Annotated in this window: 37 protein-coding genes and 1 pseudogene; 15 read left to right on the top strand and 23 right to left on the bottom strand. The window is 50.9% G+C overall.

Annotated elements, in window-relative coordinates; all coding sequences use genetic code 11:
* Positions 1–10: 10 nt before the first annotated feature.
* The 16 genes from ABO04_RS04915 to ABO04_RS04990 form a co-directional block, all read right to left on the bottom strand.
* Entirely contained in the window at positions 11–433 is a 423-nt protein-coding gene (locus ABO04_RS04915; protein WP_160809584.1) for a hypothetical protein, read from the bottom strand.
* A gap of 24 nt (positions 434–457) precedes the next feature.
* Complete coding sequence (locus ABO04_RS04920) at positions 458–1,222, bottom strand: hypothetical protein (protein ID WP_160809585.1); 765 nt, start codon at positions 1,220–1,222, stop codon at positions 458–460.
* A 12-nt stretch (positions 1,223–1,234) separates the two neighbouring features.
* Entirely contained in the window at positions 1,235–1,672 is a 438-nt protein-coding gene (locus ABO04_RS04925) for a hypothetical protein (RefSeq protein ID WP_160809586.1), read from the bottom strand.
* Positions 1,672–1,956, bottom strand: a complete 285-nt coding sequence (locus tag ABO04_RS04930; RefSeq protein WP_160809587.1) for a hypothetical protein — start codon at positions 1,954–1,956, stop codon at positions 1,672–1,674. Before ABO04_RS04930 ends, ABO04_RS04925 begins: the two co-directional genes overlap by 1 nt.
* Entirely contained in the window at positions 1,956–2,384 is a 429-nt protein-coding gene (locus ABO04_RS04935; protein WP_160809588.1) for a hypothetical protein, read from the bottom strand. The genes ABO04_RS04930 and ABO04_RS04935 overlap by 1 nt, the downstream gene beginning before the upstream one ends.
* Complete coding sequence (locus tag ABO04_RS04940) at positions 2,306–3,292, bottom strand: Mu-like prophage major head subunit gpT family protein (RefSeq protein WP_160809589.1); 987 nt, start codon at positions 3,290–3,292, stop codon at positions 2,306–2,308. Before ABO04_RS04940 ends, ABO04_RS04935 begins: the two co-directional genes overlap by 79 nt.
* A gap of 24 nt (positions 3,293–3,316) precedes the next feature.
* Complete coding sequence (locus ABO04_RS04945) at positions 3,317–3,856, bottom strand: cytoplasmic protein (protein WP_160809590.1); 540 nt, start codon at positions 3,854–3,856, stop codon at positions 3,317–3,319.
* 40 nt (positions 3,857–3,896) lie between these two features.
* On the bottom strand, positions 3,897–5,237 hold the full coding sequence (gene sppA, locus ABO04_RS04950) for a signal peptide peptidase SppA (protein ID WP_160809591.1): 1,341 nt from the start codon (positions 5,235–5,237) through the stop codon (positions 3,897–3,899).
* Positions 5,238–5,319: 82 nt separating this feature from the next.
* Positions 5,320–6,888, bottom strand: a complete 1,569-nt coding sequence (locus ABO04_RS04955; protein WP_160809592.1) for a phage portal protein — start codon at positions 6,886–6,888, stop codon at positions 5,320–5,322.
* Positions 6,889–6,895: 7 nt separating this feature from the next.
* A complete protein-coding gene (locus tag ABO04_RS04960; RefSeq protein WP_160809593.1) occupies positions 6,896–7,123 on the bottom strand; it encodes a DUF6148 family protein in 228 nt (75 codons plus the stop codon).
* 75 nt (positions 7,124–7,198) lie between these two features.
* On the bottom strand, positions 7,199–7,471 hold the full coding sequence (locus tag ABO04_RS04965; RefSeq protein ID WP_160809594.1) for a helix-turn-helix domain-containing protein: 273 nt from the start codon (positions 7,469–7,471) through the stop codon (positions 7,199–7,201).
* Between the two features lie 8 nt (positions 7,472–7,479).
* A complete protein-coding gene (locus ABO04_RS04970) occupies positions 7,480–9,399 on the bottom strand; it encodes a phage terminase large subunit family protein (protein WP_160809595.1) in 1,920 nt (639 codons plus the stop codon).
* The gene (locus ABO04_RS04975) at positions 9,396–9,911 is read right to left on the bottom strand and encodes a hypothetical protein (protein WP_160809596.1); all 516 of its coding nucleotides are present in this window, start codon (positions 9,909–9,911) and stop codon (positions 9,396–9,398) included. The genes ABO04_RS04970 and ABO04_RS04975 overlap by 4 nt, the downstream gene beginning before the upstream one ends.
* A gap of 81 nt (positions 9,912–9,992) precedes the next feature.
* On the bottom strand, positions 9,993–10,826 hold the full coding sequence (locus ABO04_RS04980) for a hypothetical protein (RefSeq protein ID WP_160809597.1): 834 nt from the start codon (positions 10,824–10,826) through the stop codon (positions 9,993–9,995).
* Between the two features lie 2 nt (positions 10,827–10,828).
* Positions 10,829–11,026 carry a hypothetical protein gene (locus ABO04_RS04985; protein ID WP_160809598.1) on the bottom strand — a complete coding sequence of 66 codons (198 nt, stop codon included), beginning with the start codon at positions 11,024–11,026 and terminating at the stop codon, positions 10,829–10,831.
* A 323-nt stretch (positions 11,027–11,349) separates the two neighbouring features.
* Positions 11,350–13,803: a DUF5906 domain-containing protein gene (locus ABO04_RS04990; protein ID WP_160809599.1), complete on the bottom strand. Its 2,454-nt coding sequence runs from the start codon at positions 13,801–13,803 to the stop codon at positions 11,350–11,352.
* Between the two features lie 35 nt (positions 13,804–13,838).
* On the opposite strand from ABO04_RS04990, the gene ABO04_RS04995 reads away from it, so the two are divergent.
* A complete protein-coding gene (locus ABO04_RS04995) occupies positions 13,839–14,135 on the top strand; it encodes a type II toxin-antitoxin system RelE/ParE family toxin (protein WP_160809600.1) in 297 nt (98 codons plus the stop codon).
* A 3-nt stretch (positions 14,136–14,138) separates the two neighbouring features.
* A complete protein-coding gene (locus ABO04_RS05000; RefSeq protein WP_160809601.1) occupies positions 14,139–14,438 on the top strand; it encodes an addiction module antidote protein in 300 nt (99 codons plus the stop codon).
* Positions 14,439–14,576: 138 nt separating this feature from the next.
* Here ABO04_RS05000 and ABO04_RS05005 read toward each other — a convergent pair whose 3' ends face one another.
* A complete protein-coding gene (locus ABO04_RS05005; protein WP_160809602.1) occupies positions 14,577–14,909 on the bottom strand; it encodes a hypothetical protein in 333 nt (110 codons plus the stop codon).
* 409 nt (positions 14,910–15,318) lie between these two features.
* Here ABO04_RS05005 and ABO04_RS05010 point away from each other — a divergent pair, with 409 nt between their 5' ends.
* Positions 15,319–15,981 (top strand): helix-turn-helix transcriptional regulator, encoded by a 663-nt coding sequence (locus ABO04_RS05010; RefSeq protein ID WP_205012741.1) that lies wholly within the window; start codon positions 15,319–15,321, stop codon positions 15,979–15,981.
* Positions 15,982–16,119: 138 nt separating this feature from the next.
* Here ABO04_RS05010 and ABO04_RS05015 read toward each other — a convergent pair whose 3' ends face one another.
* From ABO04_RS05015 to ABO04_RS05025, 4 genes and pseudogenes are all read right to left on the bottom strand, one after another.
* Positions 16,120–16,881 carry a hypothetical protein gene (locus ABO04_RS05015; RefSeq protein WP_160809603.1) on the bottom strand — a complete coding sequence of 254 codons (762 nt, stop codon included), beginning with the start codon at positions 16,879–16,881 and terminating at the stop codon, positions 16,120–16,122.
* 56 nt (positions 16,882–16,937) lie between these two features.
* A pseudogene (locus ABO04_RS12050) lies at positions 16,938–17,117 on the bottom strand (IS3 family transposase); the annotation flags it as partial.
* Between the two features lie 192 nt (positions 17,118–17,309).
* Positions 17,310–17,912, bottom strand: coding sequence for a hypothetical protein (locus tag ABO04_RS05020; RefSeq protein WP_160809604.1), 603 nt, complete (start codon positions 17,910–17,912; stop codon positions 17,310–17,312).
* Between the two features lie 101 nt (positions 17,913–18,013).
* The gene (locus tag ABO04_RS05025; protein ID WP_160809605.1) at positions 18,014–18,955 is read right to left on the bottom strand and encodes a HipA domain-containing protein; all 942 of its coding nucleotides are present in this window, start codon (positions 18,953–18,955) and stop codon (positions 18,014–18,016) included.
* A 250-nt stretch (positions 18,956–19,205) separates the two neighbouring features.
* On the opposite strand from ABO04_RS05025, the gene ABO04_RS11790 reads away from it, so the two are divergent.
* Positions 19,206–19,376 carry a hypothetical protein gene (locus ABO04_RS11790; protein WP_164504274.1) on the top strand — a complete coding sequence of 57 codons (171 nt, stop codon included), beginning with the start codon at positions 19,206–19,208 and terminating at the stop codon, positions 19,374–19,376.
* On the opposite strand, the gene ABO04_RS05030 is transcribed toward ABO04_RS11790, so the two are convergent.
* Entirely contained in the window at positions 19,373–19,678 is a 306-nt protein-coding gene (locus tag ABO04_RS05030; RefSeq protein WP_160809606.1) for a hypothetical protein, read from the bottom strand. The two genes, ABO04_RS11790 and ABO04_RS05030, sit on opposite strands and share 4 nt — an antisense overlap.
* A 149-nt stretch (positions 19,679–19,827) precedes the next feature.
* Here ABO04_RS05030 and ABO04_RS05035 point away from each other — a divergent pair, with 149 nt between their 5' ends.
* The gene (locus ABO04_RS05035; protein ID WP_160809607.1) at positions 19,828–20,181 is read left to right on the top strand and encodes a DUF2513 domain-containing protein; all 354 of its coding nucleotides are present in this window, start codon (positions 19,828–19,830) and stop codon (positions 20,179–20,181) included.
* Here the strand turns inward: ABO04_RS05035 and ABO04_RS05040 are convergent.
* Positions 20,129–20,707, bottom strand: coding sequence for a hypothetical protein (locus ABO04_RS05040; protein ID WP_160809608.1), 579 nt, complete (start codon positions 20,705–20,707; stop codon positions 20,129–20,131). The genes ABO04_RS05035 and ABO04_RS05040 overlap by 53 nt on opposite strands.
* A 303-nt stretch (positions 20,708–21,010) precedes the next feature.
* Here ABO04_RS05040 and ABO04_RS05045 point away from each other — a divergent pair, with 303 nt between their 5' ends.
* The 10 genes from ABO04_RS05045 (at position 21,011) to ABO04_RS05085 (ending at position 24,861) form a co-directional block, all read left to right on the top strand.
* Complete coding sequence (locus tag ABO04_RS05045) at positions 21,011–21,187, top strand: hypothetical protein (protein WP_160809609.1); 177 nt, start codon at positions 21,011–21,013, stop codon at positions 21,185–21,187.
* Entirely contained in the window at positions 21,184–21,321 is a 138-nt protein-coding gene (locus tag ABO04_RS05050) for a hypothetical protein (RefSeq protein ID WP_160809610.1), read from the top strand. Before ABO04_RS05045 ends, ABO04_RS05050 begins: the two co-directional genes overlap by 4 nt.
* Positions 21,322–21,325: 4 nt before the next feature.
* On the top strand, positions 21,326–21,634 hold the full coding sequence (locus tag ABO04_RS05055; RefSeq protein ID WP_160809611.1) for a hypothetical protein: 309 nt from the start codon (positions 21,326–21,328) through the stop codon (positions 21,632–21,634).
* Positions 21,631–21,885, top strand: coding sequence for a DUF6440 family protein (locus ABO04_RS11795; protein WP_164504272.1), 255 nt, complete (start codon positions 21,631–21,633; stop codon positions 21,883–21,885). The genes ABO04_RS05055 and ABO04_RS11795 overlap by 4 nt, the downstream gene beginning before the upstream one ends.
* Positions 21,882–22,376: a hypothetical protein gene (locus ABO04_RS05060; RefSeq protein ID WP_160809612.1), complete on the top strand. Its 495-nt coding sequence runs from the start codon at positions 21,882–21,884 to the stop codon at positions 22,374–22,376. Before ABO04_RS11795 ends, ABO04_RS05060 begins: the two co-directional genes overlap by 4 nt.
* On the top strand, positions 22,373–22,714 hold the full coding sequence (locus ABO04_RS05065) for an Lrp/AsnC family transcriptional regulator (RefSeq protein WP_160809613.1): 342 nt from the start codon (positions 22,373–22,375) through the stop codon (positions 22,712–22,714). The genes ABO04_RS05060 and ABO04_RS05065 overlap by 4 nt, the downstream gene beginning before the upstream one ends.
* Positions 22,698–22,898, top strand: coding sequence for a DUF4224 domain-containing protein (locus ABO04_RS05070; RefSeq protein ID WP_160809614.1), 201 nt, complete (start codon positions 22,698–22,700; stop codon positions 22,896–22,898). The genes ABO04_RS05065 and ABO04_RS05070 overlap by 17 nt, the downstream gene beginning before the upstream one ends.
* Entirely contained in the window at positions 22,895–23,194 is a 300-nt protein-coding gene (locus tag ABO04_RS05075) for a DUF6378 domain-containing protein (RefSeq protein ID WP_205012742.1), read from the top strand. Before ABO04_RS05070 ends, ABO04_RS05075 begins: the two co-directional genes overlap by 4 nt.
* Positions 23,195–23,201: 7 nt before the next feature.
* A complete protein-coding gene (locus ABO04_RS05080) occupies positions 23,202–23,537 on the top strand; it encodes a hypothetical protein (RefSeq protein ID WP_160809615.1) in 336 nt (111 codons plus the stop codon).
* A 169-nt stretch (positions 23,538–23,706) separates the two neighbouring features.
* Positions 23,707–24,861 carry a DUF3596 domain-containing protein gene (locus tag ABO04_RS05085; RefSeq protein WP_160809616.1) on the top strand — a complete coding sequence of 385 codons (1,155 nt, stop codon included), beginning with the start codon at positions 23,707–23,709 and terminating at the stop codon, positions 24,859–24,861.
* Positions 24,862–25,033 lie beyond the last annotated feature (172 nt).

Genomic DNA, 25,033 nt, shown 5'->3' on the forward strand with positions numbered 1-25,033 from the left:
TGCCGGAAGGTTATATCGAGCTCTGCCCATCCGCATGATTGTGCTGCTCTGCCATGGATACGATGCGGCCGACTCCCTGCTTGATCTCCGGCAGCACCTTCTGGATAAAAAAATCCACGTTCACCTCGACCACGGCATTCCCCAGCTTGATCAGCTCATCGATGTCAAGGTTATTTACAAACTCAACCTCGCGCCGGATGCCAATTGCCACCGCACGAATCACAGTGTCAGTGTGATTCATCAGTAACGTGGAGATATTCAGATCTGCCCAATTCTGGCCAACACCTCCGCCCAATGCTTGCAGGAGAGGGGCGATCGCCTGTGCAAATGCCGTTAGTTCTTTGACTTTGATCGGTGTCACTGCGATCACCTCGCCGGCTACGGATACCTCGATCACTGGTGGTATCAGATCGTCCAGATCAGAGTGAGACACATTGTTTTCCATATTCATCTGGCGTTACGCAGCCTTCAGGATCTCGATATTGCCAAACTGCCCCAGCACCGGATCAGCGGTCGGCGTATTTGCCATCAGCAATTTGCCCTCGATCGCCAAGGTAGTAGCTTCTTCACCGAGGAAATTAAACTCATCCGTCGGGCTGAAAGCGATGCGCGGCAGCAGCACTCGCACGCGGGTATTGTCTGCCGTGGAAATGCCATCGAACCGGATCGCTTTAATAGCATTGGAAATCGAAAACGGCTTGATGTTCTCATGGCCGGCATAGGTGTAATCGATCTTGAATGGCTGGGTGTACGCAGCCAGATCCAATATCTTGATGCGGCCGTATTTGGCATGCGAAATTTCATAATCAGTATTCAGCACCAGTGTGGCTGGGGTGACATTATCAGAATCCTTAATCGTGACAGCTGAGATGTCCGGATATTTGGTATGGTAAAAACCATTGACGGCCATAGTCGGCATAGTTTCACCCGTGACCGCGCTGCCAGAGACAGTTGCCGCAGTACCATACAGCGCCATGGCCAGCATATTTTCATCAAACTCTTGCATCTCCAGCCGGATGGTGCCTTCCTTACTGGTTTCATATTCCATCAAGGTCAGCCGGCTGCCAGAGCAGGATTCCTTGATTTCTGACGTCTCGCGCGTCAGCGAAAGGCTCAGCACGCGGTTACCGCAGCCAATCGCTACCTCATTTTTTACCTTGTAAGTAGTCTGATCATAGTCGCCAATGTAGATCGGACCTTGCCCAACAATCACCATATCCATGCTGTTAATCTCCTAAATTATCTGCTCAGGGTTGGAAATGTTCTTAAATTCAACCTTGTAATTCATTTTCGCCATACCGATCGGCTGTTCCCCTTCCCCAAAAATATCGATTCCAGTCGATTGCAAATCTGGCCAGCTCGGGGCGATCGTCTGGGTGGCAGCAAGTGCTTTCTCGATTTTGGCGCACTGCACATCCAGCGCATCATCCACGCCGGTTTCTGCCTGGGCATATACCCGGATGACAAGATCAATTGTCCGTGTGGTGCGTGGGCTGCACCCGGATCGGTTCCCACCAATGAATGGATCAACCGTATCCAGATCGGTGGTAATCACCGCGCAGGGTAGTTCAGTTTGTGTGATCTGCTTGTCCCGATTGACGAAAGTGGTAATGCCTGCGCCCTGTACCACCGCTTTGATCTTGTCCCGCAACTGTTTACGAATATGGGCCATCAGGATGATTTCCGCAGTTGCAGTAACACCAGGCCGTGACCATCCGGCTCTGGCGCACCGGCTACCTTGTAGGCGGTGCCGTTGATGGTGACGGACGTGCCATCGGCGATGGCGGGTACGTCCGAGGATTTGCACAGCAGCGTGGGGTCACTGCTCCCGACCAGATCGATGCCGGTGTATGCGTTATCGAACAGCCCGACGATGGTCGCGCCATTGACAACAGCATTGACATAGCCCGGGGTGTCGTCATTGATGAACACGTCCAGATCCTCGACGAACGCCATTATTCGCCCTTGCTGCCGGCTTTTACCCGCGCCTCATCAGCAGCCTGTACCGCTCTTTCGATGAGTGGTGCCTCCCGCTTGCTGCCGGTTTCCGCCGAATGGGCTTTCGCTTTAGCGGCGGCCGGTGGTGAGTCCGTTCCGATCCGTGCTGCCAGTGACTTGGGCAGATCACCATCGTATTCAAACGATTCGCCGGCCTTGAACTGCACCGGCGCCACGATCCGGAATCGGCCGTCGTTCAGCTTATCCAGATTGTGTGCCCTTGCCGCGGCCTGCTGCGCTGTCAGCCCGAGTACGCCAAACTGCAGCGTCACGGGCCGGGTTGCGGTGTACTGTTCCATGGCTATCCTCAGATCAGGGTGACCAGGCAGGCTTTCTTCCAGTCGCCATACGCTGCCGCGCGTTCGGTTTCGACTGAAACCAGGCATTCGTCATTTTTCTTGCAATGTTCCGAATCCAGCCACAACGTTTCCATCAGCAGGCCATCCAGGTTGTAGCCGGGGGCGGCATTGTTGGGTTTGCGCTGCTGACGGACGACGGGGCGCTGCGTTCCCTGGGTGGAGAACAGGGCGAATTTGTCTGTCCAGCTGGATAACCGGGGGCTGGCCTGCACACGGAAGCGGAAGGAATCCTGCTCGAAGATGACGTTGGTATCGCCGCCGTCGATCGAGCTGGCACGCAGTGCGGACAACGAAGCCATGAGCAGTGAGGGCGCAACCAGCACGATGAACTCGTTCATGTCTTCATTGACGTATTCGCCCCGGTCATCCTTGAATCCGATCATTTGCTGAACGCCAGCCATGAGGGCGTGAACCATCTCCCCGGCAGACGGTGCAGTCACCGTCCCGTGATTGCTGACGGGATAAGTGGAAATATCGGCTGAGATATCGTTGCTCTGTGCGCCGGAATCGCCTTCTTCATGATCAGTATCAAAGAAGAACTGGCCGTCATAGCACACGCTGGCTTCGCCGTTGACGAGCAGCGGGGCAATCAGGCTCCACCAGTGGGCGGTGGTGCGGTCTGCCAGTTCATTCACGCGGGTTTGCACCTGGGTGGTTTTATCGTAAATGATGTGTTTTTTAGGCAACGTGATACCGCCCTGGTATTCAACGTTTTTGATTTCCCACTCGGTCGCACGCAATTGAGAGAATTTCTTCTCGCCGCGCTTTGCCGTCATCTGCGGCACCATGCCCAGCCATGCGTAATTCTCGCTGTCCTGATCGGATTCAAATGGCGTGGTGGCGATGGCATCAATGAATGAGCTGGCGGTGTTCTGCTGCAGCCGTTCGTAGAACATGCCGATAACGCTGCGCTCGGTAATGATGGGTGCTGTCATGATCTTTTTCTCCTGTGTTCCTGGTTAGTTTCCGAGCCGGCGGATAAGAGTGTTCACCTTGGCAGCGAGGGATGCGATTGCATTCTTGGTGTCTGCATCGGAGATGCTCGCAAGGGTGTCGGATGCCGCTCCGGTTGTGTTGTCTGTCAACTCGGTGACCACCCCGCGGGTTGCGTTGAATTCGACGATGCCGAACCCGGTACCAATCCATGCCACGACATGGCCGATGCGGGTATTGCTGCCTTCGGTGAGGGTGAAGGTGTCGTCATCGGAAGCGTAGACATCCTTGCCGACATCGGTAATAGCCAGGCTGCCAATCGCCAGTTTGACGCGACCACGGGTACGGCAGCGGACAGACTCGCCACCTGATCCGCCGGTTGCGTTATCCGCCCGGTAGTCGGCAAAACCGCGAAACGGATCGCCTGCCTGCAGGGGTCTGGCGTAGCCGGAGCCGTTATCGCCGACGGCTGCACCCTGGTAGATGATGTCTGTCGCGATCACCGGAAAATCGTGAAAATCTCCCTGGTAGAAATCACGCGGCTGGTCTGCTGCTAAAGTTGCCATGATTCAGTTCCTTTTATGTGAGTGATCTGGTGTTCGATGCTCAGTGGGTTTTCGTGTTTTCTTCCACCTGCCGGTAAGCCAGGTAAGTATCGAATCGCTTGAATTCGTTGCGCACGGATTCGCTGGCATCCCATTCGGCTTTGGCACGATCTGCCAGCGGCAGGCTGCTGTTGTCTGCTGCGGCCACTTCAACGGCCGGCACAGGTGCATGCGGTACCGGTTGCGGCGCATTGGCTCTGAAATCAGTCAGATGATCTGCCCGGATTTTCTTCTCGGCCTGGATAATGGCCATGGCCACATCCTGCCCGGTGGATTTGCCATCGAATTTCATGCTGGCTACCAGCGGTTCATGCCCGGGCAGGCAGGCGCCTTCACATCCCTGAATGCGGGCGCGTTCAGCATCGGCACCTTCCTGCATCAGGGCAGTGACGATTTCCGGGTAGTCCTGTTTCAAGGTATCGATATCCATACGCACTGCTTCCGCTGCGGCCACTTGCGGCTGAGCGGGTACGGGTGCTGCGGTCTGTTCAGTGTTTTTCATTGGCCAGGCTCCTGTTGCCATGTGTGAGAGGGTTGTTTCGAGACTTGCGACGCGGTCGATCATGTTGCGTTTCTTTGCCTGCTTTGCGAGGAACACACGGCCATCGGCCATATCTTCCAGCACGGTTTCCGGCAGCACACCACGATTGACAGCGACTGCATCCACAAAGATGGTGTAAAGCTGATCCACCTGCGACTGCAGCATTTCAGCGCCTTCTGCCGATAGCGGGGCATAGTGGCTGGCAATGCGTTTGTATTTCCCGGCGCTGATTTCAGTAGTTTTAATTCCGGCGGCATCTTGCGCCTTCGATATATCGGTATGGCTGGTCACCACGCCGATCGATCCGATCTGAGTGGTTGCGGATGCGGCGATGACTTCAGTGGCTGCCGATCCGATCCAGTAAGCTGCACTGGCCATGAGGCCATCCGCAAACGCCACCACCGGTTTTATTTTGCTTGCTTCATGGATGAGTTCCGCCAGCGTTTCCGTGCCATCCACCGTGCCGCCGGGGGAATCGATATGCAGCAGGATGGAACGGACGCCGGCATCATCCAGCGCGGAACGAATGTCGCGCTCTGCCAGCTGGCTGGACGCCCCGCCGGAGATCTCCATCATGAGGTTCATGCGCTTGGCGATGACGCCATGAATGAGGATGACGGCCACGCCATCGCGGATGACATAACCCTGATTATCACGCTCCAGCGATTTGCCCAGACGGGCTTCTACCGCAGCGATGTCTACTTTCTCGCCGCGGACATGCGTAGCGTAAACTGCTTGAATTTCCAGCAGTTTTTCAGGAATGATTGCCCAGGGGGCAGTGATGATGTCTGAAAGTTGCATACGTCCATCCTGTTGGGAATGGACGTACCATACAGAGTTATTTGTCTCATTTTTAGGGGGAAATGAGACAATTTTTATTTCGCTAGCCCTGCTGCGGCAATGATGGCGTAAACGGTTGTTTTTCCTGCGCTAATCCGGCTGATTCCAGCATGACCTGTTCCTTGGCAAGCTGAGTGACATTCGCCTCCCAATCACCGCCATCGTAGGCGATGCTTTCTTTCTCCCGTGTGCTGATGCCCAGGTGGATGCGTTTTTCAGCCGCGTTGACTTCTTTCTCCGGATCAATGCTGCCGGGGCTGTCTCCAATCCAGATGACGCGCGTCCAGGCCTGTCTGATTCTTGGGTCGGAGAAAAACCCGGGGGCAGCGATGCGGCCGGAGGCGATGGCTTCCTCGAACCATAGTTCCTTGATCGGTTCACAGAAGTAGGTGGCCATAAAATCCCGTCGCACACGCACGAAGCGCCAGAAATCCAGCATGGCGGCACGGCTGGCTGAATAGGAACTGGAGAAGTGTTTGATCAAGACTTCAAACGGGATCTCCAGTACCGGCCCGATTTGCTTGAGCATCGAGAGGAAGAAAGGATCGTAGTTGGCATTGGGCCGGCCAAGGCTGGGCACGTCCACGCTTTCGCCCGGCAGCAAATTGACAGCCTTGCCTGGGCCGTCCAGATCGGTATTGACGCTGCCATCCCAGCTGGATGCGCCCTGGATGTATGTGTCTGCGCTTTGGCCATCAAACAAAGTTTGAAAGGCGTCTGCATCCATCTTGATGAAGATGGCCAGGGCGGCGGAGATGACGGCGGCCTGCAGTTCGGCTTCCGAATAGCGGGAAAGCTGCTTAAGGTGTTCGATGACCGGGGCGAGATACGGTACGCCGCGCACTTGCCCGGGCCGGCGTCGCTCAAACAGATGGATGACATTGCGCCGGCCATTCTTGCCCCAGGCGTCTATCTCGATCCATTCGAGCTGACCGGGGCGCGCTGCACCGGGGTGTTGCCGGGTGATGTCGTATCGCATGGGCGCACCATTGCTGTCGAGTGTGATGCCGGCGATTTTGCTGCTGGTGTCCCGTGCGTGGTTGCGGTTGGTGAGGCGGTCCGCTTCGATCAGTTGCACGGTCAGGGTGTAGGGGATGTTGCGGCCGGTGATGACCGGGGTGATGGCAATGACATCGCCCGATTCCAGCATCGAGCGTAGGGCCAGTGCCTGCAGCCCGTAGAAGGTGTTGATTCTGGCGGCATCGCAGTCTGTGCTCTCACACCACAGCATCCATTCTGATTCGACGTTGCGCTTCCACGCATTCGCGGTTTGTTCGTCCATGCCCAGCAGTTTGGCATCTGGGTTGGATTGCATGGATAACCCGGTGCCGATGACGTTGGTGACCAGGGTATTCAATGCAGCACCGCCGATCGGGGCATTACGCGCCAGGTCACGCGAACGGGCACGCAGAACGGGCAAATCGTGAATGGTATCCTCGTTGGCATCACCCGCGTAAGGGTTCCAGTTGCGCAGAGCAGCACGGCGGGATGATCCGCCGTTGTAGCTGCCGGCAAATGCCAGGGCCGAGCGGTATTTCATGCGTTCAAGCGCCATGCGCGGTGATAATATGCCAATGGCTCTGTCTATAATGTTCTGTTTTGTCTTATCCATCAATTGCTTACCAGTTTGGAGATACGATTCTGGAACGGCCACGCCCACTCGCCCGGGCAGAAAGCTCCTGGACGAGACCACTCCAGTATTTGATCCCATCCCGTATATGTATCATATTCACTCTTGTAAGTTGCCTGCCGCCGATCATGTACGATTGCCCTTCCAGGACCTTGCTTTCAGCTTCGATATATTTCGCAAGTTGGGCTTGCGCCTGCTCCAACGTGATTGCTGCCATGATTCCTCCTGATCGTCGATTACGGTTGCGGTGACATTACTCTGTTTTTTGTCTCATTTTCAGGGGGAAATGAGACTATTTTTTCAATTTAAGCAGGCGGTAGACCTGCGCCCGGCTAATGCCGGTTTTTCTGACCACTTCCTTCAACGGTAGCCCTTTGGCCAGCGTCTGCAGCGCCTGTTCTCTCATTTTGTCCCGGCGGCGACATCTGAGAATGTAAGGTTCTGTTCCGCCCCATGCCTGCCGGATCTGCTGTTCCACTTCGTTCAGTCTGGCGGCCGGTTCGCTGCCTGAGCGGATGTTCAGGACATCCATCACCCGAGAGATCATATCTTCCACGATGTCCATGCCATGCCTCAACCACGCCCCCACTGGCCGCCCAGTGTGATCTTGCCGGGAGCCGATGGCGGCGGTACATCAGGCGGATTGTCCGGTTTCCCGGCACCGCTGCCACCGCCAAACGTGAACAAGCCAGGTTGTTCGTAGATCGTTCTTCTGCGTTCCCAGTATTGCGGATTCGGATCTCCCCTCGTGTTCATGCCGATTTTGACTTGCTTGTGATGGCCGATTGCCCATGCATAGCACACCGTATCAATCGGCTCATTCCGCAGGTATTTCACGCCCTTCTTCTTGACGTAGCGATTCAATCCCGGATCGAATGTTTCAGAAAGCAGGCCATCGAAGTAGGATTCATCCAACCCTTGCGGGAAGTGGATGATTCGTTCATCCGCCGGCAGGTTGCCATCACTGGCGATCGTGGCGTAAATATAATCCTTGCAGTATTCTGTACCGATGTTCCAGAGGGCATGGCCATTGCGGATGATGGAGCCACGGAGCGTTTTTTCCGGATAGGATGGGGTGGATGATATAGCTCTGCCCATTCGGGTGGTAGCGCCCTGTACGGCGAAGACGGGCACCCTGAGCGTTCTGCGGGCGACGAACTTCTTCACTTGTTCGCCACGGTGTCCGCGTACGTCGATCGCACAGGCATCGATCTGCATGGGGTAGCCGCACTGGTTGATCAGCGATGTATTCAACCAGGATTCCAGTTTGTCCCACGTTTCGTTCCTGGTGGTATCGCCATGGATGGTGTGCCATTCGATGATCCACAGACGGCCGTCACCCCAGCCAAGCAGCTTGACTGCGAGCCATTGATCCTGGGTATCCACACCGGCTGTCAGCGCAAGACAGCCCTCCGGAATTGTCCGTTGCGAGATGTTTTCAACGCGCTGCAGCATGTCGCTTGCGCTGATCTTGGAAGACTGATCTTCCCAGACTTCTCCCAGAGTGGTGTTGATGAAGCGTTTCAGCTTGGTTTGATCCCCTTGCGCATCCAGCCATTGCCGAACGATTTCAATCCATTTGAACCCAAGGCCATTGGAGGAGTACAGGCCATTGATGGCATAGCCGCGCACCGGGCGATTGGGATGAGCCGGGATCCACTCTCCACGTTCCAGCATCCATGTTTTATGGCTTTCGTCGAATTCTGCGCCGCAGTGTTCGCAGATGTACCAGGCACGCTCGACAGCATCATCCCATTTCAGGTTGGACCATTTGAGCGTTTGCAGCTCATCGCAATGCGGGCAAGGCACGTGGTACCGGCGCTGATCCGAACTGAGGTATTCGGATTCGATCCGGCTGGAATCCTTGATGGTTGGCGTTGATACCAGCAGCACCTTCCTGCGCGGAAAGGTCTTGGTACGTTCATCGATCAGTCCGAGTGGATCACCTTCTGAGCCGGCTTCCCAGGGGAAACGATCTACTTCATCGCAGACGACATACCGGATCGGCATGGATGACAGGGAGGCCGGACTGTTCGCGCCACCAATGACCATGACACCACCTGGGAAGTCTTTGATGTCTTCCGCATTGCTGGAGTCCCTGGAGCGCTTTGCATCGAAGATTTCTGCCAGAGCATGGGTTTCTGTCAACATCGGATTAAGTCTCTGCTTTACCCAGCGTTTGCGCACTTCCAGCGTAGGCACAACGACCAGGGTGGGCGCCGGGGCATGTTCCATGATGTAGCCCAACCAGTTCAAAGCGATCTCCGTTTTTGAACTTTGAGCAGAGAACTGCAGCACGATCCTTTGCACATGGCTGGACGCGGAGAGGCTATCCATGACTTCCCGAGTGTAGGGCACGCGCGATGTGCGCCAGTTACCCGGCTCGCTGGATGATTTGCTGGACAGGATCCGATTTGCATCTGCCCATTGCGAGACTGTCAGTTTTTTTCGCGGGTAGATTCCGCGTGCAAAGGTTCGCGTGTATTGGATCATTGCATTCTGTTGATGTGATCAGCTGCCTGCTTCAGCGCTTGTTCGATTTGCTCGGTCAGCATGGCGTGTACTCGCTCGATGTCAGTTTCCCCCGCAATCACGGCCGCCATACTGTCAGGGATTCTTTCCAACGACGTGCGCAAGATTACCGCCACGTTCATCCAGTCTCGTTCTACCGTGGAACGCTCGACCAGTTCACCCATCCGAGTTTCATAGTCAACCTTCGCTTGCAATGCCAGGTAGTGCTCCTTCATCGCCCGCGATTCCTGGAAATTGATATTCGCAGGAGTCTCGCTGGTCAAGCCAGGATCACTTCCGCGGTTTGCTGCATTCCGGCGTACAACGTCATCACGACGCGGGTCAGCGGTTTCTGCAATCCGCTTCTTGCTGGCTTCAACATCAACCAAACCATCTTCCGTAAATACAAGCCTGCCGGCGTTCTTCAGATGCGTTACAGCAACATCGCTGAACCCGAGCATCTTTGCGAATTTGATCTGTTTAACTGCGGTCATAAATGTATAAATCCAATAGAATCAATACTATATCCTAAGCATGCCCCGGAACCACACCCTAGTGCCATAACGGGGTTTTCATTACCCTTCAGGAGAGGGCCTCCGGGAGTACCTACGCCAAAATGAGGTAGCAATGGCATGATTCAACGATTGATTAAAAACGAATTCCAGGTCACGCTCGATGATCATGTCTGCGATCGATGGCAAGTCGAAATACCTGCGATACACTGCTTTGTTAACGAACATCAGGATAGGCTTGATCGACTTTCCTACACTGAATCCTACTCTCGACCAGATTCCCGGATGCAGCCTGCTCTTGTCGCCTACCCGTATCAGGAAGAAATTGAATGACTGCGCACTCTGGTAATTTTTTCGCCTGTGACGCCGCCCGAAGGCAGCGCGGCTCTTGGTAGTCATGTTCGCCCTAAACCCTGACTCCTGGAATGCCCTGAAATACGCGAGCAGCTGGACGATCAGCCCCCTGGGCATATTGCCGTATCCATCCAGTGTTACTCCCTCTCCTGGCACGGCATACATGCCCTTGGGCAAGATACCTGCCTGCTGCATCAATCCCTCGAATCCTTTCCCTCGGCGCTGCCCACCCGTGAATAGGTGCCCCAGCACCTGATCCGGCCCGAACATCCCGCGCTTGGTAACCATTGCCGTATCCTTCACCTTCACGGTTGCCACCGGATTTTTATTACTCCTGGCATAGTCAACCCGCATCATGTTGAGCGCGTACCGTGTCGGCCGGTCGAGTGAGGGTATCTGCTTCGTTTCCATGTGGAGCTTGGTATTCTCAGCCAGCTTATTCGCTGTCAACCGCAGTGCATACGGAATCTGCTGCTTGCGAACCTGATCAAACTCCTTCGCAAGGCGCTCAATTTCTTTCATATCGATCTCTATTTTTGCCATCCCTACTTCTCCTTTGCTTGAGTTCCCACTATGCTCGCATCGCCAGACAAAGCCGTTACCACCCCTTCACTGCGTTTGCCCAGCTCCCGGCCACCTTCTGCCACGTACACCAGCTTCACCTCATCTCCAAACACTTCCCGGTACTTATCTGCCACAGCACAACAAAATGGAAACAACCTTCTTACTTCTTCTTTATTCATCTCATCTCTTTTTTAAAAAAATGTGGTTGATATATAAAAATAAGATGGTTACGTGAAAACATATAAGTTACGCGGGTGGTTACGCCTAAGATGCCCGTAGTTACGTGAGTTACGCGGTTACGCGGTGTTTTTTACTTTGCATTAAATTCATATCAGTAATATGTCTATAGTTATTAAGTTATGTATGCATACACTCATGTACGCGCGCGGGGGATTTCGGCGTAACCCACGTAACCACGCGGGTTTCAGGCGTAACCGCCGCGTAACTTCCGCGTAACCTGCGTAACTGCGCGGGTTTCAGATCGCAAAAAATGCCAAAAACATCAAGCACCCTCCTTTGAGCCAGTAAAACTGGCCAACCTTTCTTCAAAAATGTTCATCAGATTTGCCGCCCACGCTCCCTCAGTAACTCCTTCGGGACGGTGATAATCCGATGGAATCCACATTCGGACAGCACGTTTGCCGCTCACACTATCGTCGAGCTTGATCACTTTATAATGCAGTGGTGGTCCTTTGTTTGGCATTCTGGATCCAATCAGCGCCGCACTCTTGATCAATGACTTTGAAAAATGTTCCTGGATTGGAGGAAACCGCTCACCGGTCAACCCGCACCAATGGCGAAAAGCACGATATAACTGCCCGGCAGAACATACCTGTAGCGGGAGAGGGAGATAACCCCTCAGCCATTCGCGGAGAAATCGATCAGCCGGCTTGAGCCCAAGCTCTATGAGGTCGATCTTTGCAGTGGTCATCAGCGGCAAAGAGAACTCGGAATAACCATCAAGATCATAATCAAGCAGATAACGATAAAACGCCTCAACACTGCCTTTTTCAAAGCTGGCAGCCACCCGCGTATACAAAACATCATCCCGCCCCGGCGGCGTGTAGACCACGAAATAGCGCCGATCACCATCCTCCAGCGCCAGGGGTTGGTGCTCATTCGACAAAAACACCACGTTGATATGATTGGCCTCCGTGCGCAACGGCAACATCTTGGCATTGATCTGGATCGTCTCCCCGGTAATGAATGCCTTGAGCTTGTTTTTGTGGTGATAAAGCTCCTGCCTGGCTACCACCTCATCGCCAATCAAAAACAACTTCTGCGAAGCCCAGTCGTTGAACTTATCCTCCAGCTGATCCTGTCCAACAACAAGCGCATAATGGCCATAAATCCGGGTAAATATCTCAAAGAACAGGTTTTTACCCATCCCTTGCGGACCATGGAACACCAGGGCAGAACGCATCTTCGTACCCGGCCGCTGCAACGGCAGCGCCAGCCACTTCAGTACCCAGTCGATCACATCTGCCACGTCCTGTTTAGACTCAGCTGAATCCGCGCACAAATGTGCCAGCAGCTCAATAATCACGGAGCAATCCCCTTTCCGGGGGCGCATCTCAAACCCGCGAAACAGATTGATCTGCGAATCAGCCGTCTGGCACGAAGGATCGAACACCAGCTGATCCGGCATGATCATTCGACGCCTTTCCGAATTCAGCCACATCTTCACGTAACCCGCCCCAAACGCCAGCCGCAAGTGATTGACCTTGACAATCATCCCGTGGCGCAAGTCGTAGCAAGTATCTGTGCCGTAGATCAATGCGAAATGATCTTTCAGGATGGCGTACTTATCCCAATCAATCTCTTTCTCCTTGTCCTTTTTGGCAGATTGCTTGGGTTTGTCCGGTTTTTCATTCACCTCACCAGAGGGAGGGGGAGATACCTTTTCTTCATCCGTAAAATCAACTACCTCAGCCGCAGACCGGATCAAAGACAGCAGCGCTTCCTTACTCATGCCTTCCTCGATCGCATCCGCTATATCCCAGCCGTCCGGCTTCTCACCTGGTGCAGGTATCGGCACTATGTAAAACTTCGTGGCAGGATCCAGATTGAGCAGAATATCCCGTATCCGCAGCATCGCCGCCATCCCCGGCTGCTTATGCTCCGGCAGCAGGTTGCCGGCTTTATCGCGCTTCGCATCACAATCTGCCCATACATAAATTACTTCCCCAGCCAGCCGCTGCCAATCGGATTTATCAACCGCCTTGCTACCGCCTGACCAACTTATTGATACAAAATCACCCTCAAGCACGATCCTGCCTGCATCCGTACATTTCTCGCCCTCGACCAGCAGAACAGGCTTCTCAGGGTATCGAGCAAGCTCACGTAACCCATACAGCGGACGTGGCTCAGGGAATGCCATCCAGCGCCATTCACGCTTGCCGGAGGATTCATGCTGCGCAAAAACGCACGGCAGAATCTCCTTGCCGCCATCCGATGTCTGGAACCGGTGTACCGCTCCCAGCAGCCGCCCATCCTGATCGAAATAATCCCACCGCCGATCAGATCTCCCGCGCACCGGATGCGCCACAGGAACAGGCGGTGCATCTCCCGGCACCGGCAGCACCGGCACCCAGGCAGAACGTTTCCTGGCCGGGTTTTTCGGTGGCTTTTCTTCTTTTACTGAACCGGGTGAAGGGTCCAGTGTGATTCCCAGCTGCTCTGCTACCGCTTTGGCTGCATCCAGCTGCGAAAGATGATGGATATATGCATACAGGCTGATCAGATCAGCACCAGCATCGCCGGTCGCAAAATCAGACCATACCCCGGACACCAGATTGATCGAGAACGAACCCTTGCGATGATCCGAGCGCGTAGGGTTCAGGCACTTATACTCAGCCCCGGCCATCTCACCACCCGGCAACCATTGCGGCACCAGCGCACGTGCACGGCCAAGTACAGCATCAGCGATCCGCTTGAAATCGATCTTATTATTCATTTGATAAATCGTATCCCAAGGGATACTATATGCACATGAACATAATCCAGACCACCGAGGTTTTCGACGACTGGTTCGGCAATCTGAAAGATCGCCCAGCCAAAGCTAGAATCCAGGCACGGATCGACCGTGCAGAAGATGGCAATTTCGGCGATTGTCAGCCGGTGGGTGAAGGCGTATCTGAAATGCGTATCCACACAGGCTCTGGATACCGGATTTATTTCAAACAGGTGGGCATAGAAATATTCGTGCTGCTGGCAGGTGGAAACAAGGCTACACAACAGCAGGACATCCAGGCAGCACTCGAACTCGCTCGTAAAATTGGAGGATAAACAATGGATGCAATAAAACTGAGTCGCTGGGATAGCGCTGAACATCTGAAAACAGAGGAAGACATCGACCTCTACCTCAATGCCTGCCTGGAAGAAGCAGGAGATGACGCTCGCTACATCGCCAAAGCACTGGGCAATATCGCCCGTGCACGCGGTATGACCCAACTCGCCCGCGATACCGGTCTTGGCCGCGAAAGCCTTTACAAAGCACTGTCCGGTGAAGGAAACCCAGAGTTTTCCACCATCATGAAAGTTGTCAAAGCGCTGGGGCTTAAGCTGCATATTCAGGCTATCAATCAATAAGGATTGCGGGCATCCCGCTACGTGGATAGAGGAGATAGTGAATCCACGCTGCCCGCTGGGGTTAAGGAAGTGCACCATGAGTTTTTCTGTATGGGGAATGGTCACCCTGCCCTCCCCGTCAGTAACTTTTTCATCTGATCATTCCTCCCAGACCAGTTTCTGAACTGTTTCCGGATTATTCATTGCCCCGGCTGCGATCGTGACGAGTGCGTCATACATGGGTTTGGCTACGCAGATATGGGTTTGAGGCACTACCTTTAATCCCAGCGATGCGAATATCAGGCAGGCTCGTTCCATGCCCGTATCCTCACTCAGGAAGCGAGACACAGTCGCCTCTGACAGATTGATAGATTCCGCAACGTTTATTTGTCCTGTGGATGCTGCATGCTTCAGCACCAGGGACTGATAACGCTGTGATCGAGCTTTCAATTCGGCTTTTGACTCAGCGGCCATCATCAGACCCTCATTCATATTCCAACAGATGCAAGACGTTGCAAGGCTAACGAATACGCCTTGCGTGATCTTTCACCCACACTCGCTGATACTGGTTTCACGGCTGTTCCTGTTGGGTGGGTGCAGAAGCCTCTGCTGTAATAAGAAAAATGTCGGGATGATCAAGTTTTACTTTCGATGGAATTCCTCTTGTCATCCAGTTATGGACGCGTTGAGTACCCCCTTTTTTCTTGTAGCGAAGGAGCTCAGCAACTCTTGCTGGTCCTCCAAACGATTCAATTAACTTTCTATCGGCTGACACGGACATAGTGATTCACATCTTGTGTGATAAGAATTAAGTGAATTAAACACCATGTTTAAAAATAAATCAACACTGCGTGAAACAACGTTTTGTTTACTTGAGAGAGAATGAGGGATGCACAAAAGTATGGAACGTCTATATAAAGCCGCTAAAGATCTGAAGGGGATCAGCTCTCCTTCAAACCTTGGACGCGCCATAAATGCATCACCTCAAACCATAAAAAACTGGGAAAAACGCGGAGTATCTAAAGAAGGAATGCTCGCTGCTCAACGTACTATTGGCTGCTCAGCAGTATGGATTGAGACAGGTAGCGGGGAAATGCGTATTAGTGATGGTATTGAGTTACCAACTCAGGATCCGGGGTATATCAGCCTTGATCTGCTTAACGTTGAAGCAGCAGCTGGTGATGGATGTAACGGCCTGGAATTCCCAGAAGTAGTGCAACGTATCAACGTGCTGGAATCTTGGGCACATTCCGCTCTTGGTGGAGATCTGTCACGCATTAAACTGATTACCGCACATGGAACATCAATGCAAGGCACCATTGAGAATGGAGACGTCCTATTCGTGGATGCCACTGTTCGCGCCTATGATGGAGATGGAATATACGTCATTACTCGCGGAAATGATGTCCAAGTGAAACGCTTACAAAAGCTGCACGGAAACGTGCTTGCTATCATCAGCGATAACAAAGCCTATGAAACAGAGCGTCTTACTGGAAATGAAGCAAACTCGGTAATCGTTTGCGGCCGCGTATTAGGCGCATGGTCACTTCGGAAGTTCTGGTAAACAGAATCAACTAAAGCTCAACCCGACTCTGGGGATGCCGTACTTATCTTTTACCTGATAAGTTCTGTGTTAATCCCGAGGCCGACTGGATATATTTCTACCTTAGGAGAACCGAGACCCATGAATAACTGCTTGCGATTAGACGCGTTCTTTCTTTATTGGCATCACTTTAAACAGCGAACTCCAAGGCAAGAAATCAAAATCAAGGATCGCGAGTTGCAAGCGGCATAAGCTCTCACCTTTATTTAATAAGTCTTCTTTGCCTTTCAATAATTTTATTGGATCGATATTTTTACCGAATCTTCGGTACACCCTGGCTGCGCCACGAATCGTGGAGCAACTCCCATCCCGCAGAGAAGCAAAACTGCACGGCACGAGAACCCAAAACCGCTTAAGCATGAGTACCATAATCACAGAGTATCCTCCCTCGGGAAGATTGGGGAATGCATCTCCTAGCTGTTCTGCCACACCCCGTGCCTTCAGATGGTACTTAGCACGGGTGGCGCCTTTTGTTTTTCCGGTATCGTCAGCGTCCTCAGATTCCCATTCTTTACCGTATACATCGAAGAAGTCTCGTACATTTTGCGGTGCGTGTGGCGATGAGAAACTGACTTGAAAGAGCTTATTATAGTCCTCGAGTACGAAATATACGTCCTCTAAACCTAGATCTTTTCCGACCGAAATGTCGACGATCGCCTTTAGCTGGGCGTAATACAAATACTTCATGTTTGATACATTCCTCTCGCTATCGAGCACGTAGCAGAACGATTCTGCTGAATCTGTATGCAGCTCTATTTCGAGGAAATGACGCGAATAAAAGCGATAAGCACCGAGAACGATGATCATGATTGTTCCAGCCGGAATAAGTTTCCATATAAAATCAAGGTGTTCAAGAGCCATCGACACGGTTTCCTTTGTCTACGTGAATCGCCCCGTGAATTGAGGAGGCTGATTGGTCAAAGTAAGACGGTTTGCTTTTTGAATATTTCGAGTTGCTGATAATAGCGTTGTTCAGCTTCAATGGATGGGATATTGCCGATTGATTCCAGCAAGCATTGATGGTTAAACCAGAATACTCACACTAAGGTTGCCAGTTTTACGACCGCTTTGGATTTTCACGGAGCTCTCCGGTGAATAAAGTGGATATCAACGCCTAGATGGTAAAACGTGGTCTGCCTGGGTATATCCACAATATGCGAAACTCTACAGCCTGGAACATGAGGCAAGACTTAACCGCCGCGGGCTGTGGAAACTACCGGATAAGGAAAGAGTACCGCCGTGGCTGTGGCGCAAGAGCAAATTCAAGCAGCGGAAGGCGGGATCACCAATTAACTCACACCAACCCTGATATACACAAGAGGACGATCTGGTTTGCCATTTAGGCGTTCTATAGAAGCCACAACGTCGTAATGCTTAAGCCAGAAATTAAAGTTTTCTCGCATCACACGATTTACATACCCAATATTCTGCCCACGGCAAACAACAAAAATTGCATCCCGATCCACAATATTATGCTCATCAGGCAAAAATGAGACAGGATCGCCAATTTCTAGGATTCTGGATATATCACCACGGAATACATGGCGCACCCCAGCAATTTCCATCAGAAAATCACACGGAATACATTCTTTTATGAAGTCCGGTACAAGAGAGAAACCATCACTAGGCAATTTTGCTCCGGTATATGCGAGTAGTGCCATATCAGAGTGTGTAAAAGGTGAGGGTAACCTATGCAGCGCGAGAAAGTCATCAAAATCTTCGCGGTTTCGTGGTGGCAAACGACGAATGAATGCGTTCAACACACTATCAGAGAATTCCTCTGCTTCTCCACGAAAAGCAGGGAAGCCTTTGAATCCTGCGTCTATTGCAGCTTCGTAGTCTTCTGTGCCTTGCAAGTAGCGAAAAGTTAATTCTCCGGAAGCGTTTGCCACAACCTCCCCTACTACCCGACGGGTACGAGGGTGCGCCTGTATATCAGGCGGTTGCCATGCGAGCAATAACCGTTGCGGCTCGACTATATGATTTAGCAGATTCATTCAAACAAGGATTTAAGCAACTGATGCCTACGGGTAAGTAATTTGAGAATAAATAACATTCTCTCACGAGTTAACGGCAACGGGGCGTCTAATAGCTGCAAATCATAAATAGAACCGGTCAGTTCAGCATTGCTGAAATTTAATCTACTTCCCGTAAGCTCCTTGGTTTCAGGCCACTCTTTTAAAGCTCGCTCTAGTAATTGCAAATGCCCACTTATTAATGGCTGGTCAGTAAGAGACCATTTCACGTGGTGAGTTCCCTTCAGAATATAGCGGTTGAAATTTGCAGCGCTCCAATTCCGTACTAGATCAGGAAAGCGCTCATGACCTAAGCTTGTTCCATTATCAAACAAAGGTGATAGAGTTATCGAATCTTGCTCAAATATCACTCCCCAATTGTCTTGGTGCCTATCCGTATTTCCAATAAGCGCGTCAAAAAGCAATGCATCAACCCACCATTGACGCCATCCTGACTTCAATAATCCGCTTCGGGAAAATATTCGCATAAGCAACACAATATCCACAATGTTATGTTGCTGACCATATTTCCGATCAAATCCAGTTTGAATATTTCTAACAAGATCGCCACCGAGAATAAATTGTTCTTTCCCGTCGATATAAAACCACTCTATTAAGGCAGCACAATGACCACTTTTTGTATTTGTAGCTACAAAAGCGGGTGGTACAGATACGCCTAGCAAACAACCAATACGATAAGCAATCACCTCCCCCCAAAACTGATCTGGGTAGCTTCTTTTTGACCGCTTAAATAGGTACCGCTTATTTGGAACAATGAATTTTTCATGAGGTTGGCTCGGTGCAAATACAGCCTCCTTAGCACGAGCTCCCTGAGGAAAAATAGCAAACTCAGCATCTGCTTCCCAGCCTGATACATCAATAATATCGGTCTGTACTAAAGGTCGAATCCTCTGCATCATAGTGATTAGTATTGCCCATCCTTTTTCAGAAACTCAGTTTGATGATTTACTACCACCTCCATACTCATATCTCCCTTAATCGTTAACCTGGCCTTGCAGCCATAAATCGCTAACGACTCATCCCTCCTCAACTTAACAAACAAATCCCGCCCCGCGGGTTTTTCGTTGCCTGGAAATCTACTCAGAATTAATTCAAGTGGCTAATTCTTTCTGCCGTTTTAATTGATACCCTAACTGAAAGGAGATCAAAATGACCAAAGACAGCAAAACGGTAAAACCAGGCGAGAAAGTAAAGGATTCTGGGATCTACAAAGATCAGAGTGGTAAGAAAGCCACGATGGTCAAAGGAGAACCAGCGCCACCTACAAGTGGAAAAGGGCAAACCTGGAAGCAGGTTGTGGATACCAATCCTAAAAATTAATCGGTCAATAGAGAGCTGGCCGCAGATTTTAATTCCTTGGCCAGCCTGGCTTTATTTTCCGGCGTAAGGTCAATCCCATCAATTTGCAACCGCATTCCCTCTTCGGAATGAGAAAAATGAAAAGCATATTCATATAATCCCCGTGTTTTCAAAAGCTCCGATGCCACCCTTTTAAGATCCTTAACAATACGATCTCTATTCTCAGCACTATTCTCAACATCAAAAACTTCAAACCAGAATCCGTTGTCGTCATGGAAACATCTGACGCTGTATTGGACCGGCTTTTCTCCCTCCCTATTCATTTCATCATCCCAAAGTTTTCGAGCAACACCTTATACCTCACCAGCGCTAGATAAGTTCCCCCGGGTTTTTTGTTGTCTTTTCCTGACTTTGACGAACACGAGGGTTCAATAGGATTAATGTTCCATTCAATCGAACAAAGGAGGGAGGAATGAAAAGAGATATGGATCTGGTAAGAAAGATATTGCTGAAAGCAATTGCTGAACAACACGGATATACAAACGGAAACCCTTCTATCGAAGGGGTCTCCGATGAACAAGTGGGCTATCATGTCTGGCTGATGGAGCAAGCCGGACTGGTCCATGCAATAATCCCAGGAGGGCTCACTTCAGAGAGCCCTTATGCCATTCTGGTTTCCCCGACATGGAATGGACATGACTTTGCCGATGCAGCAGTAGATAACAAGATTTGGAAGAAAGCCATGAGAACCGTCCTTAAAGAAGGGAAATCGTTCACTTTTTCTTACCTGAAGCATTGGCTGGAGTCACAAATCCCTCCCATGTAACCAGAAAAATCCCAGATCTGGAATTTATTAACTCCTCCAGATCCATAACGCAATCACGCACATTGTCTGCACCATGCTGAAGCGCAACCTTCCCGTATTCGGTAACCTGCAATGCAGCAGCGGCTTGCTTGCATTCTATTCGACGTTTCCATTCACCAATGATCTTCTCAAGGAAATGGGTATTTAATACTGTCGTGCCCACTTGCCAATTTTGATCCCATGACGCCTCATCCCTCCAGGCACTAAGATTTGAATCATCATCTGATTTTTTGAGCATTTCTGCCAGCTGCTCAACCTGAACAGGCTCAGGGAAAAGCGGCAATTCTTCCGGCAACCCCGGAATCTCCAGATCAATATCTTTCAGAAGAATCTCCAGCTTCACCACGGCGAATTTACCACCCTCTATCACAACATCTGCTTTCCTCGCACCTGCAACCATGTACTGGTCCAGAACAACCAGCGCATGACAAGTACGATCTTCATTCAGGGATTTGATCTTCAGTCGTATCGGTTTCAGTTCTTTCATAAAAACTCCTTTGGTTTTGTTTGTTGCCTGCTACCACCCGGCTACCCGCTCGCCCATTTCCTGAAGGCTGGGGGGATTCTTCTGGGTAAGAAATATCCATTCACCTATGGGCTATTTCCGTTATTCGTCAACCAAAAATCGATTTGTCAACCAGATTCCTTGGGCTTTTCCTTGTGTTTGTCAACTAGCCCTCAGAATGGGGGGGGTGATCCCTGGGGATGTTTAATATTTTAAACAAATTGTTTGACTCATATTTAAACATAGTGTTTAATTATTCACATGCAACATTAAACAGGAGCCCCCATGAACACCAAACCTTTAATCCCCTTCCTGGTGAAGCTGTACCAGTCCGACAAGAAATATCAATACACCGGGCTGTTCAGCTCAACCTTTGCCGCCATTGAAGATGCCAAGGCGCGCTTTGGTATGGGTATCGCGTTTGCCACTCCCATCAACCAAAGCAGAGGAGTGAAAGCATGAAAACAATCCTGACAAACCTGATCATCGCTGCAATAGCTGCCACGGTTGGAATAGTGATGATGGATGTATTCCTGTCAATCATGGAGCAGTTCGATCTGATCGGAAACTTGCTCGAAAACACAGGCAGGAGGTAACCAAATGACTACCAGAGAGGAGTTTGAGAAGTTTGTCGGTTCATTGTGGGACTTCTCGCTAAACAGCGATGGTGAATATCAAGAGCTTTACGTTGCTGGTGCCTTTGCTGCGTTCTGTCAAAAACAGAAGGAAATCGACGCACTCAAGGCTGAGATTGAGAGGCTGAAACCAGCACAGATACTACCACTATCAATCTCTAGGCAACTGCTCGGAAAGATAGTCGATGAAATTTTCGACGGCACGATTGAGGACTGTAGCGTTATTGAGGATATTTATCGGGTTATCGCTGCTCACCACCGGGAGCAGCCATGAATAATTTTCTAGCGTTTATTGGATGCATCGCATTAGTTCTATTTTTTCTGGCTATCTTGTTCCATGGAAAGGTAGAGCTGCAGCTGGACAGCACAGACGATCATGTCACAGGGAAACGATCTGGGATGAGAATTCTGGTAGATCATGAGACCGGCCTGCAATACCTGAATACGTTTCCAGGTGGCCTAACCCCACGCCTTGATGCAGATGGAAAGCACATGCGCACCACCGACGAGGAGGTGACGAGATGAACAAAGAATCTTTCACCTATTATGCTGAACGAACTGCAGTAATCGCCCTGCTTGCTGGCATTACCTGGCTGGTCATGATCATAGTAACCGCACCTGATCGCAATGAGAAGCCAGAAGATTCTATTGGCGGAGATATATGCATCACTGATGATGCCCCTGAATACGTCGCTTTCGGAATTCCTTATGACGAACTGTTCCCACCCGGCTATGAGTACGGCAAGGATGGTGAAATCATCACAGACCCACTGCCAAAACCGACTACGCGCCACTCAACAGACCCCGATAAGCACATCGGCTACCCAACCTCGCCATGGATAGCACAGAGCATGGCCGGCCAAACCCCGCCCGTGCTCTACTGGCCAGCGCCAGCATACAGGCAAACGGTGAGGAAATCTGGCAAGCCATGTGCTGATAAATATAAGCCAGTGGCAGAGCCAGGGATCCTTGCATTAATCGGAGCCGCACTGCTGGCTGCGGGAGTAATGAGATGAGAAACGTCAAGCTGTGGACGAAGGATGATGTAGAGATCCTCATGTATCTCCGGGCCAGAGGCGTGTTCGTGAAGGATATCGCTAAAGAGCTTGGCAGAACAGAAAACGCGGTTTGGAAAAGGATGGAGCGTCTAGAGCTGATACCAAAAGGGAAAAGGAAGGCCACGACCAACACCACACGCCGGATCAGAAAAACAGTTGATAAGGAAAACCTTTATTCGTTCTCAAATGCACAAACTGGAAGAATCTGCAGGCAGCAACGGCAAGCCTTCATATTCCTGGAAAAGGCAATGAATAGTTATTGCCAGGGGAAACACAGCCATGTCCATATTTCTTGAGCCCGCCGACGTTGCTGAGCTAACCGGGCGCAGATTGAAGTCTGCCCAGGTAAAGCAGTTGCGAACCATGGGAATACTGTTTTACCTCAATGCTTCCGGCCGCCCGATCGTTCCCAAGTCAGCGGTTGAGGGCCGGAAGGAAGATGCATTCGTCAGGCAGAAATGGCAACCGAATGGAATATGAACAATAGAGATCAAAACATGAGCATAGAAGACACACTGGCCGAACGTGGAAGTCGTTATGGTGATTTCAGCGTGCACGCGAGGATCGCCCAGGCACTCCAGAACGTTATGAGGTATCACACCTGTGATAACTGGCACAACTTATCCTATGTCCAGAAGCAAGCACTGACAGTCATCGCCGACAAAATCGCACGCATATTATCGGGAGATCCCAACTACGCAGACAACTGGCACGACATACAGGGATATGCCCGCCTGGCCGAGGAGAGACTTCCAAGAAGTGACAGAGGACGGTAAGCGGACAATGAAACTCGAAGAAATCAAAATACAGCTTAGAGCATGGCAAGAGACTATATCTGACCTGGAAGACCAGCTGGATGCCTTGTCAAAAATCGTGCAGGCGTGCCCGGAATCACCCCTGATCAATGCAATCCATCGGATCGAATCCAGATATACAAGATCGGTTGCAAGGCTGGTTGGTGATGATAACGAATGGCTGGATTGGTACTGGCTGGAGGTGGACATGGGCTCTAAAGAGCACAACACAGTCACACTGAATAACGGTGATGACGTGCGCAACATCAAAACAACCGACGACCTCGCCCAGTTGATATACGATCTGGCGGACGGGCAGAACTGATAGCGACCATGGTTGCAAATTACGTAACAATCGATAAATTTTGTTCTGAAACCGGATATACGCCGAATGCTGTCAGAGCAAAAATTGCTCGCGGTGACTGGGTCAGAGGGAAGGAGTACACTAAAGCGCCGGACGGACGGATCTTAATCAATATCAGTGGGTATATTTCATGGGTGGAAACAAGTATCCAGGTGTCAGAGCCGCAAGTGAGTCATCGATCGAAATCGACTTCTATTACAACGGCCAGCGTTGCCGGGAGCGTATCAACCTCAAGCCCACCCCCGCTAACCTAAAGAAGGCATCCCAGCACCGAGCGGCCGTTCTGAATGCGATTGATAACGGTAGCTTTGACTACTCGTACACTTTCCCACGATCTAAAAATGCGGATAAGTTTGCACCAACACAGTACACGGTAAAGTCGTATCTAACCGAATGGCTGGCAAACAAAAGGCCAACTATCAAAGCGAGCACTTACAAAGATTACAGTAAGACCATTAACTTAATTATCCAGCAGTTTGGTTCAAAATTACTAGGCACCTTAACACGCGGTGATGTGCGCACATGGATAGCCAACATGAGCTGCTCGAACAAACGACTATCCAATATCTTAAGCACACTGCGAACCGCATTGGAAGATGCCCAGCGTGACGGGCTGACACCGGATAACCCGATCTACAACTGGACATATCGGCGAAATGAAGCACCAAAGACCATCGGCTATGTAGAGCCTTTCACAAAGGAAGAACAGGAACTGATTGTATCGACAGCCACTGGCCAGATACGCAACCAGATCATTACTTCCTTTTGGACCGGTATGCGACCATCAGAATTGATCGCTTTAGAATGGGCTGATATTGACTTCGATAATAAGAAAATACAGGTAACTAAAGCAATCACTGACGCAAGTCGCATGGAGGAGACTACTAAAACCAAGGCCGGAACAAGAGAGATTGATATGCTTCCACCGGTAGAGCAAGCACTTAAAGATCAGAAGCAATACACACTGCTTCAGAAAAGCAAAGTATTCCATAACCCGTTAACCAGCAAGCCATGGGATGGTAGTCAGCAGATAAGAAAAACCTGCTGGACACCTCTGCTTAAAAAAGCCGGAGTGAAGTACAGAAACCCATACCAGACACGACACACTTACGCATCGATGATGCTATCGGCTGGAGAACAGTTAGCTTGGGTATCTACTCAGATGGGACACTCAAATGTGCTGGTTACTATTAATACCTATGCGCGCTGGATACCTGGAGATGGCGGTCAAGGGAGTAAAGCTCTCAAAATGTTTGGTATGGATATGGTCATCAATGGCAAATAAGTGTTTGTTTAATAAACAATATCCGGAGGTTCAAATCCTCTCACCCCGACCAAACATTTAAATAAAATCAATAGTTTATGCAATAGAACCAGACTGAGTCTTCTCTGTTTTAGTCATGTTTTTGCATCGCTTGGTCAGCTTTTTGGTCAGCATTTTTTACTTGTACTTGAAC

The sequence above is a fragment of the Nitrosomonas sp. HPC101 genome, from assembly GCF_009833125.1.
GTDB lineage: Bacteria > Pseudomonadota > Gammaproteobacteria > Burkholderiales > Nitrosomonadaceae > Nitrosomonas.

Excerpts from the sequence above, each read along its gene's own strand:
- ABO04_RS04920 (WP_160809585.1), bottom strand. The coding sequence starts at position 1,222 with ATGGATATGGTGATTGTTGGGCAAGGTCCGATCTACATTGGCGACTAT.
- ABO04_RS04925 (WP_160809586.1), bottom strand. The coding sequence starts at position 1,672 with ATGGCCCATATTCGTAAACAGTTGCGGGACAAGATCAAAGCGGTGGTA.
- ABO04_RS04930 (WP_160809587.1), bottom strand. The coding sequence starts at position 1,956 with ATGGCGTTCGTCGAGGATCTGGACGTGTTCATCAATGACGACACCCCG.
- ABO04_RS04935 (WP_160809588.1), bottom strand. The coding sequence starts at position 2,384 with ATGCCTGGTTTCAGTCGAAACCGAACGCGCGGCAGCGTATGGCGACTG.
- ABO04_RS04940 (WP_160809589.1), bottom strand. The coding sequence starts at position 3,292 with ATGACAGCACCCATCATTACCGAGCGCAGCGTTATCGGCATGTTCTAC.
- ABO04_RS04945 (WP_160809590.1), bottom strand. The coding sequence starts at position 3,856 with ATGGCAACTTTAGCAGCAGACCAGCCGCGTGATTTCTACCAGGGAGAT.
- sppA (WP_160809591.1), bottom strand. The coding sequence starts at position 5,237 with ATGCAACTTTCAGACATCATCACTGCCCCCTGGGCAATCATTCCTGAA.
- ABO04_RS04955 (WP_160809592.1), bottom strand. The coding sequence starts at position 6,888 with ATGGATAAGACAAAACAGAACATTATAGACAGAGCCATTGGCATATTA.
- ABO04_RS04960 (WP_160809593.1), bottom strand. The coding sequence starts at position 7,123 with ATGGCAGCAATCACGTTGGAGCAGGCGCAAGCCCAACTTGCGAAATAT.
- ABO04_RS04965 (WP_160809594.1), bottom strand. The coding sequence starts at position 7,471 with ATGGACATCGTGGAAGATATGATCTCTCGGGTGATGGATGTCCTGAAC.
- ABO04_RS04970 (WP_160809595.1), bottom strand. The coding sequence starts at position 9,399 with ATGATCCAATACACGCGAACCTTTGCACGCGGAATCTACCCGCGAAAA.
- ABO04_RS04975 (WP_160809596.1), bottom strand. The coding sequence starts at position 9,911 with ATGACCGCAGTTAAACAGATCAAATTCGCAAAGATGCTCGGGTTCAGC.
- ABO04_RS04980 (WP_160809597.1), bottom strand. The coding sequence starts at position 10,826 with ATGGCAAAAATAGAGATCGATATGAAAGAAATTGAGCGCCTTGCGAAG.
- ABO04_RS04985 (WP_160809598.1), bottom strand. The coding sequence starts at position 11,026 with ATGAATAAAGAAGAAGTAAGAAGGTTGTTTCCATTTTGTTGTGCTGTG.
- ABO04_RS04990 (WP_160809599.1), bottom strand. The coding sequence starts at position 13,803 with ATGAATAATAAGATCGATTTCAAGCGGATCGCTGATGCTGTACTTGGC.
- ABO04_RS04995 (WP_160809600.1), top strand. The coding sequence starts at position 13,839 with ATGAACATAATCCAGACCACCGAGGTTTTCGACGACTGGTTCGGCAAT.
- ABO04_RS05000 (WP_160809601.1), top strand. The coding sequence starts at position 14,139 with ATGGATGCAATAAAACTGAGTCGCTGGGATAGCGCTGAACATCTGAAA.
- ABO04_RS05005 (WP_160809602.1), bottom strand. The coding sequence starts at position 14,909 with ATGAATGAGGGTCTGATGATGGCCGCTGAGTCAAAAGCCGAATTGAAA.
- ABO04_RS05010 (WP_205012741.1), top strand. The coding sequence starts at position 15,319 with ATGGAACGTCTATATAAAGCCGCTAAAGATCTGAAGGGGATCAGCTCT.
- ABO04_RS05015 (WP_160809603.1), bottom strand. The coding sequence starts at position 16,881 with ATGGCTCTTGAACACCTTGATTTTATATGGAAACTTATTCCGGCTGGA.
- ABO04_RS05025 (WP_160809605.1), bottom strand. The coding sequence starts at position 18,955 with ATGATGCAGAGGATTCGACCTTTAGTACAGACCGATATTATTGATGTA.
- ABO04_RS11790 (WP_164504274.1), top strand. The coding sequence starts at position 19,206 with ATGACCAAAGACAGCAAAACGGTAAAACCAGGCGAGAAAGTAAAGGAT.
- ABO04_RS05030 (WP_160809606.1), bottom strand. The coding sequence starts at position 19,678 with ATGAATAGGGAGGGAGAAAAGCCGGTCCAATACAGCGTCAGATGTTTC.
- ABO04_RS05035 (WP_160809607.1), top strand. The coding sequence starts at position 19,828 with ATGAAAAGAGATATGGATCTGGTAAGAAAGATATTGCTGAAAGCAATT.
- ABO04_RS05040 (WP_160809608.1), bottom strand. The coding sequence starts at position 20,707 with ATGAAAGAACTGAAACCGATACGACTGAAGATCAAATCCCTGAATGAA.
- ABO04_RS05045 (WP_160809609.1), top strand. The coding sequence starts at position 21,011 with ATGAACACCAAACCTTTAATCCCCTTCCTGGTGAAGCTGTACCAGTCC.
- ABO04_RS05050 (WP_160809610.1), top strand. The coding sequence starts at position 21,184 with ATGAAAACAATCCTGACAAACCTGATCATCGCTGCAATAGCTGCCACG.
- ABO04_RS05055 (WP_160809611.1), top strand. The coding sequence starts at position 21,326 with ATGACTACCAGAGAGGAGTTTGAGAAGTTTGTCGGTTCATTGTGGGAC.
- ABO04_RS11795 (WP_164504272.1), top strand. The coding sequence starts at position 21,631 with ATGAATAATTTTCTAGCGTTTATTGGATGCATCGCATTAGTTCTATTT.
- ABO04_RS05060 (WP_160809612.1), top strand. The coding sequence starts at position 21,882 with ATGAACAAAGAATCTTTCACCTATTATGCTGAACGAACTGCAGTAATC.
- ABO04_RS05065 (WP_160809613.1), top strand. The coding sequence starts at position 22,373 with ATGAGAAACGTCAAGCTGTGGACGAAGGATGATGTAGAGATCCTCATG.
- ABO04_RS05070 (WP_160809614.1), top strand. The coding sequence starts at position 22,698 with ATGTCCATATTTCTTGAGCCCGCCGACGTTGCTGAGCTAACCGGGCGC.
- ABO04_RS05075 (WP_205012742.1), top strand. The coding sequence starts at position 22,895 with ATGAACAATAGAGATCAAAACATGAGCATAGAAGACACACTGGCCGAA.
- ABO04_RS05080 (WP_160809615.1), top strand. The coding sequence starts at position 23,202 with ATGAAACTCGAAGAAATCAAAATACAGCTTAGAGCATGGCAAGAGACT.
- ABO04_RS05085 (WP_160809616.1), top strand. The coding sequence starts at position 23,707 with ATGGGTGGAAACAAGTATCCAGGTGTCAGAGCCGCAAGTGAGTCATCG.